This window comes from Caulobacter sp. Root487D2Y (assembly GCF_001427165.1).
GTDB lineage: Bacteria > Pseudomonadota > Alphaproteobacteria > Caulobacterales > Caulobacteraceae > Caulobacter.
This window is the reverse complement of sequence record NZ_LMFD01000004.1, coordinates 1-14,243: the sequence shown is the minus strand read 5'-3', so window position 1 is coordinate 14,243 and position 14,243 is coordinate 1. Positions and strand designations below refer to the sequence as shown.

Annotated in this window: 15 protein-coding genes and 1 pseudogene; 11 read left to right on the top strand and 5 right to left on the bottom strand. The window is 65.3% G+C overall.

Annotated elements, in window-relative coordinates:
• Positions 1–10: 10 nt before the first annotated feature.
• From ASD38_RS06540 to ASD38_RS06530, 3 genes are all read right to left on the bottom strand, one after another.
• Positions 11–883, bottom strand: coding sequence for a TniB family NTP-binding protein (locus ASD38_RS06540; RefSeq protein WP_056437564.1), 873 nt, complete (start codon positions 881–883; stop codon positions 11–13).
• Positions 877–2,619: a Mu transposase C-terminal domain-containing protein gene (locus ASD38_RS06535; RefSeq protein WP_235523779.1), complete on the bottom strand. Its 1,743-nt coding sequence runs from the start codon at positions 2,617–2,619 to the stop codon at positions 877–879. Before ASD38_RS06535 ends, ASD38_RS06540 begins: the two co-directional genes overlap by 7 nt.
• A gap of 655 nt (positions 2,620–3,274) precedes the next feature.
• Positions 3,275–3,790, bottom strand: a complete 516-nt coding sequence (locus tag ASD38_RS06530) for a helix-turn-helix domain-containing protein (RefSeq protein WP_327019754.1) — start codon at positions 3,788–3,790, stop codon at positions 3,275–3,277.
• Positions 3,791–4,446: 656 nt separating this feature from the next.
• On the opposite strand from ASD38_RS06530, the gene ASD38_RS06525 reads away from it, so the two are divergent.
• The 3 genes from ASD38_RS06525 to ASD38_RS06520 all read left to right on the top strand — a co-directional run bounded on the left by ASD38_RS06525 (position 4,447) and on the right by ASD38_RS06520 (position 5,997).
• The gene (locus ASD38_RS06525; RefSeq protein WP_056438760.1) at positions 4,447–4,818 is read left to right on the top strand and encodes a DUF3768 domain-containing protein; all 372 of its coding nucleotides are present in this window, start codon (positions 4,447–4,449) and stop codon (positions 4,816–4,818) included.
• 76 nt (positions 4,819–4,894) lie between these two features.
• A complete protein-coding gene (locus tag ASD38_RS23215; RefSeq protein ID WP_012275053.1) occupies positions 4,895–5,086 on the top strand; it encodes a hypothetical protein in 192 nt (63 codons plus the stop codon).
• Positions 5,086–5,997 (top strand): Fic/DOC family protein, encoded by a 912-nt coding sequence (locus tag ASD38_RS06520; RefSeq protein ID WP_056458724.1) that lies wholly within the window; start codon positions 5,086–5,088, stop codon positions 5,995–5,997. Before ASD38_RS23215 ends, ASD38_RS06520 begins: the two co-directional genes overlap by 1 nt.
• Before the next feature lie 197 nt (positions 5,998–6,194).
• Here ASD38_RS06520 and ASD38_RS06515 read toward each other — a convergent pair whose 3' ends face one another.
• Positions 6,195–6,416 (bottom strand): hypothetical protein, encoded by a 222-nt coding sequence (locus tag ASD38_RS06515; protein ID WP_056438754.1) that lies wholly within the window; start codon positions 6,414–6,416, stop codon positions 6,195–6,197.
• 386 nt (positions 6,417–6,802) lie between these two features.
• Here ASD38_RS06515 and ASD38_RS06510 point away from each other — a divergent pair, with 386 nt between their 5' ends.
• The 6 genes from ASD38_RS06510 to ASD38_RS06485 all read left to right on the top strand — a co-directional run bounded on the left by ASD38_RS06510 (position 6,803) and on the right by ASD38_RS06485 (position 12,691).
• Positions 6,803–8,794: a ParB/RepB/Spo0J family partition protein gene (locus ASD38_RS06510; RefSeq protein WP_056438751.1), complete on the top strand. Its 1,992-nt coding sequence runs from the start codon at positions 6,803–6,805 to the stop codon at positions 8,792–8,794.
• A 436-nt stretch (positions 8,795–9,230) separates the two neighbouring features.
• On the top strand, positions 9,231–10,217 hold the full coding sequence (locus ASD38_RS06505) for an ArdC family protein (RefSeq protein ID WP_082554664.1): 987 nt from the start codon (positions 9,231–9,233) through the stop codon (positions 10,215–10,217).
• Positions 10,218–10,451: 234 nt separating this feature from the next.
• The gene (locus ASD38_RS06500; protein ID WP_056458720.1) at positions 10,452–10,661 is read left to right on the top strand and encodes a hypothetical protein; all 210 of its coding nucleotides are present in this window, start codon (positions 10,452–10,454) and stop codon (positions 10,659–10,661) included.
• Entirely contained in the window at positions 10,658–11,422 is a 765-nt protein-coding gene (locus ASD38_RS06495; protein WP_056438745.1) for a ParA family protein, read from the top strand. The genes ASD38_RS06500 and ASD38_RS06495 overlap by 4 nt, the downstream gene beginning before the upstream one ends.
• A 12-nt stretch (positions 11,423–11,434) precedes the next feature.
• The gene (locus ASD38_RS06490) at positions 11,435–12,394 is read left to right on the top strand and encodes a ParB/RepB/Spo0J family partition protein (protein WP_056438744.1); all 960 of its coding nucleotides are present in this window, start codon (positions 11,435–11,437) and stop codon (positions 12,392–12,394) included.
• Entirely contained in the window at positions 12,395–12,691 is a 297-nt protein-coding gene (locus tag ASD38_RS06485; protein WP_056458717.1) for a hypothetical protein, read from the top strand. It begins immediately after the preceding gene.
• On the opposite strand, the gene ASD38_RS06480 is transcribed toward ASD38_RS06485, so the two are convergent.
• Positions 12,650–13,033, bottom strand: a complete 384-nt coding sequence (locus ASD38_RS06480; protein ID WP_056458714.1) for a MerR family transcriptional regulator — start codon at positions 13,031–13,033, stop codon at positions 12,650–12,652. The genes ASD38_RS06485 and ASD38_RS06480 overlap by 42 nt on opposite strands.
• A 416-nt stretch (positions 13,034–13,449) precedes the next feature.
• Between ASD38_RS06480 and ASD38_RS06475 the strand changes: the two genes are divergently transcribed.
• A complete protein-coding gene (locus tag ASD38_RS06475) occupies positions 13,450–13,962 on the top strand; it encodes a MobC family plasmid mobilization relaxosome protein (RefSeq protein ID WP_056438737.1) in 513 nt (170 codons plus the stop codon).
• Positions 13,959–14,243 (top strand): annotated as a pseudogene (locus tag ASD38_RS06470) (relaxase/mobilization nuclease domain-containing protein); the annotation flags it as partial. The gene ASD38_RS06475 and the pseudogene ASD38_RS06470, both read left to right, overlap by 4 nt.

Sequence of the window (14,243 nt, the reverse complement as noted above, 5' to 3'; positions counted from 1 at the left end):
GACGGCATCCTTAGCCTGCCGCAGCCCTCACCCGGCGCCGCATGGCGGCGGCGGTGCGGACATGGCGGGTGACATCGTCAAGTCGCAGAGTCTTCAATGTGATCTGTTCCTCGCCCGTGTCTATGGCGTGCACGGCGGCCGCGTTGAGCAGGCGGAAGGTCTTGCCAGGACTGCCGGCAGTCAGGTCGTGAACGCCGTCGACAAGTGGTTGATCGACCTGCGAAGTCCGGCGCAGCGGGAAGAAGGCGATCACCGACCGCACGATCGTCGCGTAGTCGGCATCGTTGCGAAGCCGCGTCAGCTGAAAAGGCTGCACCCGGCCTTCCACCTGGGGATCGGAGGTCAGGGCGTGGAGAGCTTCCATGGTGCCGAAACAGGCGAGCGACAGCTCCAGCCGGTTTGAGAGCCGGCGGAGCGCCGCCAAGGTCTTGCGCTGCGCTGACCCCGTGCCGATCACCAGGTTGTTGGTCTCGTCGATAATCAGCAGGCGGGCGCCAAGGCGCTTGAGCTGCAGGTGTACGATCCGCTCCATATCAATGAGGCGTCCACCCTCGGGCGCGCCAATGGCCTGCAGGATCGCGGAATAGAGCCGCGCTTCGTCGGCTTCCGGCGGGGCCTCCATCGCCACGACCTCGCTTGAGGTCCGGCCGGTCTCTGAGTCAAAGATCGGCGCGTGGGCGCGCATGAATTTCTTTAGGATCGTGGTCTTGCCGACGTCGGGTTCACCGACGACCAGCAGCGAAGGCATGCGGGTGCGGCGTGCGCCGCGCAGCAATTCGGCCATCCGGGTCAGCGCCGCTTCGCCCTGTGGATAGTGAACCCAGCGGTCGGCCAGGATCTTGGCGACTCGCGTCTCGTCGTCGGCGTCGGCTCCGCTCACCATTGCTCAATCTCCCCGATCCGACCGCTGATGGGCCCCAGCGCCGCGACCGGCTCCGGATCGGGCTGTGGCGGGTCAGGAGCCAACGCCGCCGCATAGCCGCGGTCGCGGCGTTCGGCGTCACGGCGCTGACGGCGGGTCTCGCTCTTGGCCCGCCCGACCAGCTCGACATTGCGTCGCCTCGCTTCGAACAGTGCGTCTTCATTGACGTGGGCCGCGCCCTCGGCGGCGAGGCATCGCCTGGCCGCCTGGAGTTCCCACAAACTCATGGGTGGCCGGGCGAGGTTGCGGTAGCGAATGGATTGAACGCCCTGCGCCGTGGGCACGTAAAGACGGGATAGGTCGCGCGGATCGTAGCGGACGATCAACTTGCGATCCCCAGTGTCGAACAGCGGCTCCAGGAACGGCTCGTAATAATGGATGCGGTTGAAGACAACGCCTTGGCGGGTGATGGCGCGCGAAACCGACGGCAGAAATTCGAAGGCCAGGCGCTCCGGATCGCTCGGCGTCCGCGGAACAAAGCCCTGGCCATCGGCGCCGCGGCGCCAGGCCACCAGCGGCGGCCGCCCCGTGACGGAATGGATCCGCATATTGTAGTCGCTGGCGATGAACCGCCAGAGCCAGGTCTCAAGCTCGTCCAGCGTGAGCGCGGCCGACCCGTCACTGTCATAGTCACGGCGCTGCGCGACATTGGAAAAGGTTGTACCCGGCAGCAGGTGCATCTCCTGCTGCGCGGTCCCGATCAAGCGCTCAATATGACCGCCATAGCGCGGCGCGCCCAGGGGCCGATAGTCGATCTCGATACCGAGGTTGGCGCAAGCCCGCTGGAACGTCGCGCTTCGAAAATCGGAGCCGTTGTCGCTGTGGACACCATCCGGCAAACCGAAGGCTGGCCAGTCCGCAGCCACATCCCGTTCCCTCAGGACGCCGGCCTTATCCAGAATGGCGTGACGTAGCGCTAGGCCGACGGATACGACCGATGGATCTTCCAGCGACACATGCAGGCCGGTGATGACGCGTGACGCGACGTCGATCACCAGTGTGACCCACGGCCGCCCGATCGGGCGGCGCGTCTCAACGTCCACGATCACCACGTCCACCGGAGAATGGTCGATTTGCCAGAGGGCGTTCGGCCGATCGACGATCAAGGCCCCAGGGCGCATGGTCTGGGCTTCCGCCGCTCCCCTCCCCTCACGACGGCCCGCGACCGTCTTGCGGCTGAGCTTGCGCAGTCGCCGGTGGACGGTCGAAATTGCCGGCGTCGCCAGTCCAGTCGCCCGGCAGCGCTGTGCAATCTCCCGATGCAAGGCCGCTGCAGACGGAGCCTGCTTGGTAAGGAAAAAGTCTTGGATCGCCGCGTCGATCACGGTCTCGATCGAGGCCGGGACGCGGCTGCGTCCTGGGCGCCAACCGCGCGCTTCACCCGTGATCGATTCCGCAGTTTGATCCGCCGCGAAGCGGCGCAGCAGCGTATAGAGTGTCGAGATATGCAGTCCGAGCCGGCTAGCAGCCTGCTCCATGTCGGCTCGGCTGCGCCTTGGCGCCTCGATTAGTTTTCGTAGTTCGGGCTGGCGTCCAAGCGCCTTGCGCCAGCGCTGCTCGGCCGCTCCTGTTAGAGGTAGATCCGGGCCAGCGGCCATTGGCGATCGTCCTCGCAAGCGCAGGTTCACCAAAAGAATGCCTGAGTCGATGCGGATGCGCAGGATCGAAATTAACGCGAACGTACGCCAGAGGGACACGTCCGCATCTTCACCCGCGACTATTCGATAATTCGCGTCTAGTTCGAACGGGCCGCCTGTTAGAAAACAAGGGTTTGCGCCGAAAATCAGTCGCGCTTATTTCGCTCTACGACAGCTGTGAGATTCCGCAATCTCGAAGGCCATCCCGTGCCGCGTTCCGAATGCGCTGACTCGGAAGCTTGTCACGCCAAGGCCCCGCAGGAGAGACGACAGAGCTACCGTGCCGGTGACGACGCGTTACCTACCCGACACCTAAAGCCGGGGCCACAAAGTACGCGCTGGCGACTGCAGACGCTGGAGAGCGCTTCTGGCTCTATCGCGATGGGGATGGCGAGGATCCAGCGACGGGCACCCAGCGCTGATTCATCAGAGGGATCTTCGCGTGACCGCGCCCTATGTCGAACTGCAGTGCGCGTCGCACTTTTCGTTGCTGCGCGGCGCCGATCTTTGAGGGCAGCGCGACATTTGTACGCTGAGCAACGCCAAGGGCGAAGCGACGATGTAGCGCGCCGAGACCCCCAGCAACTCATCATGTTCGACCGGCCAGCTGGGTCACCTAAGCTGCGTCCCCATCGTGTCATCACGCGGCGCGAAGGCAAGATCGCGTGACCAGAAATCTAGCGCACTCAGGGCCAGACGGACCCGGCTTGGACGCTTAGTCGTCGGTTTCGGCCATGGCCATGGCCAGGCTGACCAACTGCCGACGTAAAGCGGGCGACATCACTGCGAAAGCCGCCACCAATTCGTGGGCGCCGCGCTGATTTAGGAAATCGGTCAGGCCGCCGGCAATGGGGCCACCGCCGACTGGCGTTTCCAAGCCTTCGAAGAAGGACGCCAGCGGCGTCTCCAGCTTCAAGGCGATCTCATAGAGCTTGGATGAACTTACGCGGTTAGACCCCCGCTCATACTTCTGGACCTGCTGAAAGGTCAGGCCCAGCGAGTCCGCAAGCTCAGACTGTGAAATTCCCAAAGCCTTGCGCCGCGTCCTGATCAAGGAGCCCACATGTAGATCGACATGGTGGGGCTGCGCGCTATTGGCGCCTTGGGGCACAAGCTTCTTCATTTTGTTGGTCTTGGCTCGATAGGGATAGCGGGACTGTTCGTAGGTAAGTCGCTGCGGCCTATTCGTCGAGCGCAGGGATTGGCGGGCGCCACCGTGAGACCAGATCAAGGTGCTCCTCTCCCCGGGTCGAGCGAGCAACATTGAGGCGGATGTAGAGTCCCTGGGCGCTGTGAGATCGCACCGCAGCGTCCCATTGCTGGCGGGCGTCCAGGAGACTGCCCACGGCTCCGCAGCACATCACCTGCGGGGTTGTCGCACGCCAGCGCACGTAGACGAAGTTGCCCGCCGTTGAAGGCAGCTGCGCAGGATCTTCTATGAGCCTGAAGCGGTAGATCGCGCCTGAGGCGCCGGGGAGGTCGAGATGGTCTTGCACCTTGGCAGCATAGGCCTTGCCTGCGGAAAATTCACGAGTCGACTACGCCGATGGTGGTCTCACAGTGCCCCTGTCTTCAATTGACGCCTGGATCGCAATGGGCCCGATCCGGTTGGGGGCTGAACCAAAAAGGGGGGAGGTCTCCCCCTGAGCTTGAGCCATGGGGCTCAATCTACCCCCTCTGCGGGGACACCCCGCAACGCCCCGTTGGCTAAGGGGCCTCGCCCCTCGCGCGCGGAAGACCGGCCTTGGGGTTTCCCCAACCTTCCGCCGTGGGCGTGCAGGTCGGGCGATCCCCCTCCCCTCCCCCGGTCATCCGCTTGCTACCCCCGCCTCGCCGGCGGGCAGGGGTTGATGCGCAAGGCATCGAACCCGGACGGAAGGATCGACCATGACCGACAATCCCCTCTTCGCCAGCCAGGCCGAACGCACCGCCGAGACGGCGCGGCTCAATGATCTGGCCCGCGCCGCCCCCAAGAGCGTCAACGCCGTGTGGTTGGCCACCAGCGGGGTCGCCGCGTTGATCGCCGAGGCGCCCAACGCCCAGATCACCCTGGCGCGCGCTCTGGCCGGGTTTTCCCAGTTCGACGCCGACGACGATCCTTACGGCGAGCGCGATTTCGGGGCGTTCGAGCTTTGGGGCGAGCAGCTGTTTTGGAAGATCGACTACTATCATCCCGACCGTGATGAGCACTCACCTGTCAAGTGGAGCGCCGAGCTGACGCGCCGCGTTCTGACCATCATGCTGGCCAGCGAGTATTGACCGGGCGGGCCAGTCTCCTGGACTGGCCCCCTCCCCTTCCCGATGCTATATTGAGGGCGTTCGAAGGAGTTTCGCCATGGGCCGTTGGTCCTCATCCGACCCCGCAGACGTGGCTTGGCGCCGCGAGCAGATGAGCGCCAACAACGACATCGAGGGCGTGCGCCGCGATCCGCAGGCCGACCAGCTGATGGCGCGCCTGGACGCCGAGGGCAAAACCCCTGCCCAAAAGCGTGACGCCCTGCGCGGCTACTTCGCCCAGAAGGCTTAGTGAGCGACCGAAAGGCGGCCGAGCGCGCCGCGTTCGAGCGGGTTTTCTACCCAGACAGCCGCGTTCTCGTAAACGAGCTTGGCCTGCGCGACGCGGCCTCGCTCGATGCGGCTGAGCGCCTTTTCACCGATACGCGGATCGAAGAAGGCATGCCTGCTGCGGCAGCCGAGCCGACCTATGCCGGGTTCAAGGCGATCCACCACCATCTCTTTCAGGACCTCTATGCGTGGGCCGGGCAGGAGCGAACCTATACGACGGGTCGCGGCCCCACCCCGTTCGCGCCGCCCGAGCAGATCGGCCCCTGGATGGAAAAGCAGTTCGCGGCCTTCCGTGCGGCCGGCGAGTTGAAGGGACTAGGCGCGGAGGCCTTCGCGACGCAGGCAGCCGAGTTCATCACCGAGATCAATGCCGCCCACCCCTTCATCGAAGGCAATGGCCGCGCCCAGCGTGTGTGGCTGGGCGGGGTGGCCGAACGGGCCGGCTTTGAATTCAAGATCCGGCCCGAGGACCAGGCGGCTTGGTATGAGGCTTCGCGCATCGGGTTCGAGGCCGCCAACACCGCCCCGATGGCCGAATTGATCCTGGCGCGGATCCAGACCTTACAGCTGGTCGAAAGCGGTCGCGGCCCTGAACGGGCCGCGCAGTTTCTAGCGATGAGCCGTGAGGCGGCCTTGGCCAGCGGCGATGGAAGTTTTCAGGCGGCGTGGGCGAACCTGGACAAGATCGCCGCCGTCGTCGGCAGCGCCATGGCCCATGACACTGATGCGCAGGCTCGTTTGCTGGACAAGGCCCGCCACCAGGTGGCCGAGCATTTGCGAGCCGGACGCGCCATTGTCGAGGTCAGCAAGGAGCAGGCGTGGCGCAACGCCTCGCAGGACCAGGCCCCCTCCCCTTCCGACAAAGACCGCTAGACTCCGCCTGGGCCAGAAATCCACGGGGATGGCGGGCTGAGCGGCTCCCCCACAGAGCAAGCGAAGACCGCCAAGGCGGCAGCGACTTAAGCTGCCGCCGCGCGCGGTGGAGTTGTGGCCGTTTAGGTCGCGCTGAGTTTGCACGTGCAAACTTTGGGATGCGGGGCGGCGCGGAGCGCCTGCAAGCCTGGAGCTTGCTAGCCGCCTACGGCGGCAGGCCCCGCCGGGTCTGGGCGAGGGATCTGGCCGATTAGGTTCGCGGCGCGCCAAACCTCGACGATGTCGGCGCTGTCGTGCTGGCCCAACAGGGCTAGGGCATGCCTTCGCGCCTGGTCGTCACTTCCGAAGGCGGCGACGTCCATGAAGAGCGTCGCGCCGGCCGTGGAGTTTTCAAGGAAGGTGTAGGCGTCGTCACGCATTGGTCGGCGGAGCCCTCAGAGCCACTCGGTGCGATCAAGCCAAGAATGCCACGGCGACGCTTGCGTTCCAAGCCCCTGGCGGGCGCGGGGCGTGGCGGATTCCTTGCGGTAGTCGGCTTTGCGTCTCGCTTGGCGAGACTGATCGAACGCTGACCACGCGGCGTGGCGTGTTGCTAAGGGGCGGTCGCCCCTCGCGCCCGGGGGGTAAAGTCTGCGCTGCGCTCCGACCGGACGGGGGGTGTCCCCAACCTTCCCTCGCTGCGCTCAGTGCAGGCCGGGTGATCCCCCTCCCCCCGTCCGCCCCCCAGTTGCTACCCCCAGCCTCGCCGGCGGGCAGGGGTAGATGCGCAAAGCATCGACCCCAACCCCAAGACGGAGTTCAACCGATGACCGTTCGTGAAATCCAACTCTCCAAGCTGGTCCTGTCGCCCAACAACATGCGCCAAGGCGAGGTGGAGATCGGCGATCTAGTAGCCGACATCGGCGCTACCAAGACCGTGCTGCAAAACCTGCGAGTCACCGCCCAGCAGCAGAACGGCAAGGCCACGGGCAAGTTCGAGGTTCATGTCGGCGGGCGGCGTCTGCGGGCGTTGAACGTCTTGGCCCAGCGCAAGGACATCCCTCGCTCGTTCCCGGTTCTTTGCGTGGTCTGCGCTGACGAGACGGCTGCGTTGGAGGAAAGCATCGCCGAGAACGCCGTGCGGCTGGCTCCGCACCCGGCTGACCAGTTCGCCGCCTTCCATGCCCTCAGCCAAACTGGAAAGACCGTCTCGGAGATCGCAGAGCGCTATTCGATCGCGCCTCGGATCGTCGAGCGTCGGTTGAAGCTGGCCACGGTCTCGCCGCGCCTCATGACGCTGTTTCGCGCCGATGAGATCAATCTGGATCACATGGCGGCCTTTACCCTGACCGACGATCAGGCGGCCCAGGAAGCGGCCTATTTCGACTTCCCCGAACACGACCGTCAGGCCTACCGCGTCAAGCAGCGTCTGGTCGGCGGGCGGGTCAACAGTCAGAACAACGCCACAGCCAAGTTCGTGGGTCTGGATGCCTATCGCGCGGCCGGGGGCGAGGTCAGTCAGGACCTCTTCGCCCAAGCCGATGACGCTGGGTACATCACCGACCTGACGCTGCTGGAAAAGCTGGCGAGCGAGGCGCTAGAAGCCGAGGCAAAGGCATTGCGGCCGGAAGGCTGGGCATGGGTCGAAACCACCTTGAGCTTCGACTACAGCCAATCGCAGAGCTACGGCCGGGCCTACCCTACGGTGGCGCCCTTGACGCCCGAGGCGCTCGGCGAGATCGGGCTGCTGACGAGCGAAATGCAGATATTGGAGGCGGTGGACCCCCAGACCGACCAGACCATGGAGCGCGTGAGCGCGATTGAAGATCGCCTATACGCCTTGGAAAGCTCCGGCGAGGAGGTGTATGCGCCCGAGGTCAGGGCGATCACCGGCGCCATCGTGACCATTGCCGACGACGGCTCGCTTCGGATCGAGCGGGGTTGCGCCAAGCCGGGCGCCGATACCAAGGCGCTGCGCAAACTGGACGGCAAGGCGACGCAGGGCGGTTCGTCCATCACTCGCGAACGGGCCAAGAAGCCCGCTGGCGCCCTGCCCGACAAGCTGGTGCTGGACCTTACCGCCCACCGGACGGCGGCGTTGCGCGCGGCCTTGATCGAGCGTCATGACGTGGCCTTCGTCGCCGTCGTCCATTCCCTACTGCTGCTGACCCACTATGGCGCGGGGCATCGCTCGGCGCCCGCCTCGACCATCGAGCTTCGGGCCGATCTGTCGGCCAATCATCCGCGCAAACATGCCCAGGGGTTCGAGGCCAGCAAGGCGGGTGAGGCGCTCAAGCACGTTCAAGGTCGGATGATGCTGCTGCTGCCGACCAGCCACGCGGACCTGTGGTCGTTCCTCATGGCGCGCGAGCCCGATCAGCTCATGGAGCTTGTCGCCTACGCGGCGTCTCAGATGGTCGATGCGGTCAAGCAGCCGTTCGATCGCGAGAACAGCGCTCGTCAGGTAGCCTCCGATCATCTGGCCAAGGCTCTGGGTCTGGACATGACCCAATGGTGGGCCCCGACGGCGCAAGGCTATTTTGGCCGGGTGTCCAAGTCGCTGATCGTCGCGGCGGTGGAGGAGGCGACGACCGCCCAGGCGGCTGAGAACATCGCCAACCTGAAGAAGCAGGAGCTGGCGGCTGAAGCCGAGCGACGTCTGGACGGCAAGGGCTGGCTGCCGACCCTCTTGCGTCCGCGTGACATCGTCCAGGACGAGGACGTCTTGGAAGACGAGGCCTTTGACGCCGAGGGCGAAGGCGATCTGGACGAAAGCGCGCCGTGGGATGAAGGCGAGGTCCCGATGGCGGCCGAATAGTCTCTAACGCCGGGGCTTGGTGCCCCGGCGCCCTTCTCCTGGAGCCGGTTTGTACGTGCAAACCGGCTCTCTGCTTTCTGGATGTCGGGCACAAGTTTGCACGTGCAAACCCGCGCGAAGCGGCGCGGGCCTGCGGCCCGCACTCCTTGCATTCGTCTGGCTAAGGGGCCTTGCCCCTCGCGCGGGGCGGTAAAGTCTTCGACCCGGGGCGAGGGTGTCCCCAACCTTCCTCCCGTTGGTCGTGCAGGTCGGGCGATCCCCCTCCCCCTCCCCGGTCGCCCCTTTGCTACCCCCGGCTCATTGGCGCCGGCCTAGCCGGTTGGATCGCGAAAGAAGCGAGCCAACCCAAGCCGACAAAGGGGAAGAAAACATCTTTATCTTCTAGCTGTAGAAAACATAAAGATGTATTCTTGAGCCTTAGAGACGGAGCCCGGAAATGACCAAAGCCCCCACCTCCAAGAGCCGCAAGACCGTCGCCGCCAAGGCCGCGGCGGCCGAGCGCTTCGACATCCATCAACACGTCACCGACCAGATCATCAAGGCGCTAGAGGTCGGGACCAAGCCGTGGGAGCAGCCCTGGCGCTCAGCGGGCGGGCCGATTCGCCCCCTGCGGTTTAACGGCGAGCCCTATCGCGGGATCAATGTCGTGATGCTGTGGGGCGCCAGCCAAGAGCGCGGTTTTGTATCCCCCTACTGGATGACCTTTCAGCAGGCGCTGGAACTGGGCGGATCGGTCCGCAAGGGCGAGCGCGGCAGCAAGGTCGTGAAAGCCGGACAGAGCGTATTCGGCGACCAGGATGCGCCGCACCAAGGCGACGGGGAAGACGGCGCAACCGTTCGCCGATGGCTGAAGGCCTACACCGTATTCAACAGCGAGCAGATCGATGGCCTGCCCGAGCGCTTCGCCGTCAAAGAGGCCCTGCCCGGTCCCCTTCCCGAGCGGCTCGCGGCGGCCGATGCGTTCTTCGCCAACATTCCGGCCAAGGTCATCAACGGCGGGGACGGGGCTTTCTACCGGATCAGCACGGACGACATCCACATGCCACCGCTCGAGCTTTTCAACGACGCCGAGCTTCATGCGGCGACCCTGGCCCATGAGCTTGTTCATTGGACACGCCATCCGTCCCGCCTGGACCGTGACTTTGGCCGCAAGGCGTTCGGCGATGAGGGGTACGCCAAGGAGGAATGTTGCGCGGAACTCGGCGCGGCGTTCGTCGGCGCGATCCTGGGCCTTCGCCCCTCCCACATCGAAGACCATGCGGCCTATATCGGCTCGTGGCTCAAGGTGCTGAAGGACGACAAGCGGTTCATCTTCACAGCCGCAGGCCATGCCCAGCGCGCCGTCGATCTGTTGGAGAGCTACCAACCCGGCGCGGCCCTAGCCGATGCTGATGGCGCCAGCGCTCAGGAGGCGGCCGCTTAGGCGGCCGCCCTTGCTGGAGGATCGACAAATGCTTGTCGCCCTAATGGTGTTCATTGCCCTGGCCCTGGTCGGGCGGGTTTCCCGCCCGCCCGATGACCAGGGCGCTTGGCTGCTCTGGCGAGAAAATCAGGAGGACCGCCGCGATGACGGCTGAAACCTCTTTATCTTTTGACTATGCTGAATCACAACGACTCGGCCGCCTTCGGCGGCGCGGTCTTGGGGGTTTAGCAAGGCATGGAAGTGAGCGACGAGGCTGGCGAGTCCATGTTGAACATGAAGGTCCCAACGGCGCTTCGCGACGAGCTGAAGAGGCAGGCCGCCGAACAGGGCGTGACCCTGCGTGTGATCGTGCTTAGGGCCCTGAAGGCGGCAGGCTTCACCGTCAACGACCACGAGCTGGCTGATCGGCGCCCCGAGCGTTCGGGCAGGAAGAAAAGCGCATGAAAACCATCGTCGTGAACAACCAGAAGGGCGGCGTGGGTAAGACCATGTTGGCGATCCATCTGGCGTGGTTCCTGGCCGAGGAAGCGGCGACCCGCATTCTGTTCGTTGACCTAGACCCCCAGGCCAACGCCAGCCACACCCTGGCCGCCGAGCGTCAGGGGGGCTTAAGCAGCGCCCTCTTTTTCGGTCCTGACCTGACGCTCAAAGGCCTGCCGGGCGTGACGGTGCTGCGCGCAGACGACAAGCTGCACAATGTCGATGGGCTGTTGAACGAGGCCATCCCGGCGATGGCCAAGCGGTTCGCCGCGCTGAAGGACCAGTTTGATTACTGCGTGATCGATACGCCGCCCACCTGGGGCGGTCGCAATTTCGCGGCCCTCCTGGTCACCGATCTGGTGATCTCGCCCATCGATCTGGAAGACTATTCGCTGTTGGGCATCGGCAAGCTTCGCAAGCAAATCAAGCTGGTCGAGGACCAAGCGCGCGGCGGCCGACGCATCGATTTCCTGGGCCTGCTGCCTTCGCGGTTCGTCAGCACCTCGCCGCGCCAACGCGAGAACCTCAAGACCCTCCTGACCCAGGGCGGCACCTCGCTGATGTTCGACGGCGTGCTCACCCAGCGCCAGGGCTACGCCGAGGCCGTCAGCCTGAAGGCTCCGGTCTGGACGATCAAGAAGAAGGCCGCCCAAGACGCCGCAAAGGAAATTCGCGGCGTGCTCGGGACCATCAAGGGCCGCCTGTCGGCCGCTGTCGCCGCGTAGAGGATCATCGCCATGACCACCAATTTCGCGGCGCTCGTGGGCGGCCTGGTCGAGGACAGCGGAGAGCCGGACGGCTCGCGCCTGAAAGAACTGCCGCTGTCGGAAATCTACGAGGACCCCAACAATCCGCGCACCGGTTTCGACGACGGGCAACTCGCCGACCTCGCCGCCTCGATGCGCGAGCACACGGTGCTTCAGCCCATCACCGTGCGCCCCAAGGACGAGACCGGTTACATGATCCGGTTTGGCGCGCGCCGCTTCCGAGCCGCGCAGCTGGCCGGGCTTGCGACGATCCCGGCGGTGATCACCACCAGCAACGCCAGCGAGGTCGATATCCTGGCCGCCCAGGTCATCGAGAACGACCAGCGTGAGCCGCTCAATACCGAGGAGATGACCACGGCAGTCGCCCGTCTGATGGGCCTGGGGCTCAATCAGCAGCAGGTCGGCGAAAAGCTTGGTCGGTCGAAGGAGGCCATCTCCATCTATGCGGCGCTTCGGGACCTGCCGCCCGAGCTGAAGGCCCTGGCGTCGAAGCTGGGCGCGCGGACGCTCTACGAGCTGTCCATCGCCTGGAAGCGCGACGCTGCCTGCACCCTGGCGCTCGTGAGTGAGCGCGGCGATACGATCACCACGCGCGAGGCGGTGGCCTTGGCGGCCGAGCTGAAGCCCGCGCCCAAGGGCGGGAAGGATACCCCCGCCGCCGCGTCGGTTAAGGGCAAGGCAGCAGGGAAAGCCGGGGCAGGGGAAGGGAGTTTGCACGTGCAAACCGAAACACCGGCCGACGGCATTGCGCCCAAGTCCGGTGCTAGAGGCAAGCTCGCCGGGTTTGACGTGAAGGTCGGCAGGCGCACGGGGCGGCTGCTCTTGGAGCCCGGCCCCAATCCGGAGACGGCGCTGGTGGCTTTCGATGGCGGCACCACCGAGCCGACCGCCGTGGCCGACATTCGGCTGGTGAGGGCACGGAGCGCGTAGTTGGATCTTCACGGCATAGGCCGCGCGGCTCTGCGCGCGATGGTGACGGGGCTGCGATACGCGGCGTTCTTCGTGATGCTCTATTGCCGGGGCGTCGTGCAGTTTGTGCTGCGCGGCTACGTGGTGCTGGGTGCCCTGGCCTTCATCGGATTTGCGGTCTTTCGGGGCGGGCTACCTTGGTACGCTTACGCCTACCAAGGCGCTTCGGTGTTCCTGGCCGCGCTGGCCAGTTGGAAGTACGACACCTTGCTTGGCCTACTGACGCCGGATGGCCGTCGCCTGATCCTGGACGTCTAGCGCCTCGTCGGTCACCAGCAGTCCGACCAGTTCGGCGCGGGTGGCCTTGAGCTTGGCGATCACCGCGTCGATCTTGGCGATGCGGCGGCCCTGCAGATCGCTGATCGGCGCGCAGTGTTCGGACGGCTGATCGTCGATGCGGTCGAGGAAGGTACGGATTTCTCCGGTCGTGAAGCCGAGGTCGACCAGGACGTTGATGCGCCGGGCGAGCGGGGCGGTCTGGGCGGCGTATCTGGGTTGGCCTTGGGCGATCGTGGCGGGGCGGATGAGGCCCTCGCGTTCGTAGCGGCGCAGTTGACGGGGGGTGAGTTGAGCGAGGCGGGCAAGATCTCGAATTTGCAAGGGACGGTCTCCGGTACGCACTTGGCCGGTTAGGCACGGTTTCGTTGTCGGCAGGGTGTAGGCCCGCCTGAACCCCTGCCCGCCGGCGAGGCGGGGGTAGCAAGTGGGGTGCGGCCGGGGGGAGGGGGATCACCCGACCTGCACTGAGCGCAGCGAGGGAAGGTGGGGGAAGCCCCCCGGCCGGTCGCAGCGAAGCGGAGACTTCACGCCCCGCGCGCGAGGGGCAAAGCCCCTTAGCTCTTTCTTGATAGGGAGCCTCAAAGGCAACTTTGAGGCGAAAGTAGATCTGCAGTACACGGCGCGAATCTTGGCCGTAGATGCGAAGAATCGTGGGAACGTTGTGAGGAGCGTATGTCAGATGGGGTTGAGGGCAGGATAGGCTTTGCGCCGGCGTTTTTATAAATTACGCTCCGCTGATGGCCATGTTCGCGTTCCAGCTCCCGGACGACCTCGCCGCCAAGTTCGACGCGCTGGCATCGTCGGGCCGGTCCAAGAAGCTTCGAGACATGGTCGCCCAAGCGGTCGGTGAGAGCGCCTCCGGCTCTGGCGTCGCGCCACGCGGCCAGTCGACCAAACTGACCCTTCGCCTGAAGCCCGACGACCAGGTCGCTCTAGACGACGTGTCCGGCTCCGACGGCCTTCGTCGTACCGAGTGGGTCCTGGCGCTCTTGCGCCGGCGGCTGTTCGGGCGGCCGCGCTTTAGCCGTCGTGAGGAGCTGGCCTTCTACGCCGTGCAGGAGGAGCTGCGGCGGATCGGCGTCAACGTGAACCAGATCGCGCGGGCCATGAACACGGCGGTGATGCCAGGCTCAGTGCTGGATGCTGAGATGTCGTCGATCGAGGCGTTTCGCAGCGAGATCCGCGAGCATGTCCGCGGCCTCTCCGAAGCCTTCAAGGGGAACCTTGCCTACTGGGAGGACGAGGCATGAGCGACTTTCGCGATGTGGGAGGGTTCGACCAAGTCTGGCGCGCGCCGGCAGGCGGTCGAAAGATCATCGCCAAGGGCAGCGTATTGGGCGGGCCGACGAGTGGGGGAGGGGAGGCCGACGCGAAGGCCAAGCTCGCCCGCGTCGTTCAGAAGGCGCCGGAGGTGATGGTCAAGATCACCGGCAAGACCAAGGACGGCGAGCACCTTGGCGCGCACCTAGATTACATCTCTCGGAAGGGGGAGCTTGATCTGGAGCAGTCGGACGGCGCGTTCGTCCATGGC

Excerpts from the sequence above, each read along its gene's own strand:
- ASD38_RS06510 (WP_056438751.1), top strand. The coding sequence starts at position 6,803 with ATGACCGTTCGTGAAATCCAACTCTCCAAGCTGGTCCTGTCGCCCAAC.
- ASD38_RS06515 (WP_056438754.1), bottom strand. The coding sequence starts at position 6,416 with ATGCGTGACGACGCCTACACCTTCCTTGAAAACTCCACGGCCGGCGCG.
- ASD38_RS06525 (WP_056438760.1), top strand. The coding sequence starts at position 4,447 with ATGACCGACAATCCCCTCTTCGCCAGCCAGGCCGAACGCACCGCCGAG.
- ASD38_RS06500 (WP_056458720.1), top strand. The coding sequence starts at position 10,452 with ATGGAAGTGAGCGACGAGGCTGGCGAGTCCATGTTGAACATGAAGGTC.
- ASD38_RS06505 (WP_082554664.1), top strand. The coding sequence starts at position 9,231 with ATGACCAAAGCCCCCACCTCCAAGAGCCGCAAGACCGTCGCCGCCAAG.
- ASD38_RS06475 (WP_056438737.1), top strand. The coding sequence starts at position 13,450 with ATGGCCATGTTCGCGTTCCAGCTCCCGGACGACCTCGCCGCCAAGTTC.
- ASD38_RS06495 (WP_056438745.1), top strand. The coding sequence starts at position 10,658 with ATGAAAACCATCGTCGTGAACAACCAGAAGGGCGGCGTGGGTAAGACC.
- ASD38_RS23215 (WP_012275053.1), top strand. The coding sequence starts at position 4,895 with ATGGGCCGTTGGTCCTCATCCGACCCCGCAGACGTGGCTTGGCGCCGC.
- ASD38_RS06540 (WP_056437564.1), bottom strand. The coding sequence starts at position 883 with ATGGTGAGCGGAGCCGACGCCGACGACGAGACGCGAGTCGCCAAGATC.
- ASD38_RS06490 (WP_056438744.1), top strand. The coding sequence starts at position 11,435 with ATGACCACCAATTTCGCGGCGCTCGTGGGCGGCCTGGTCGAGGACAGC.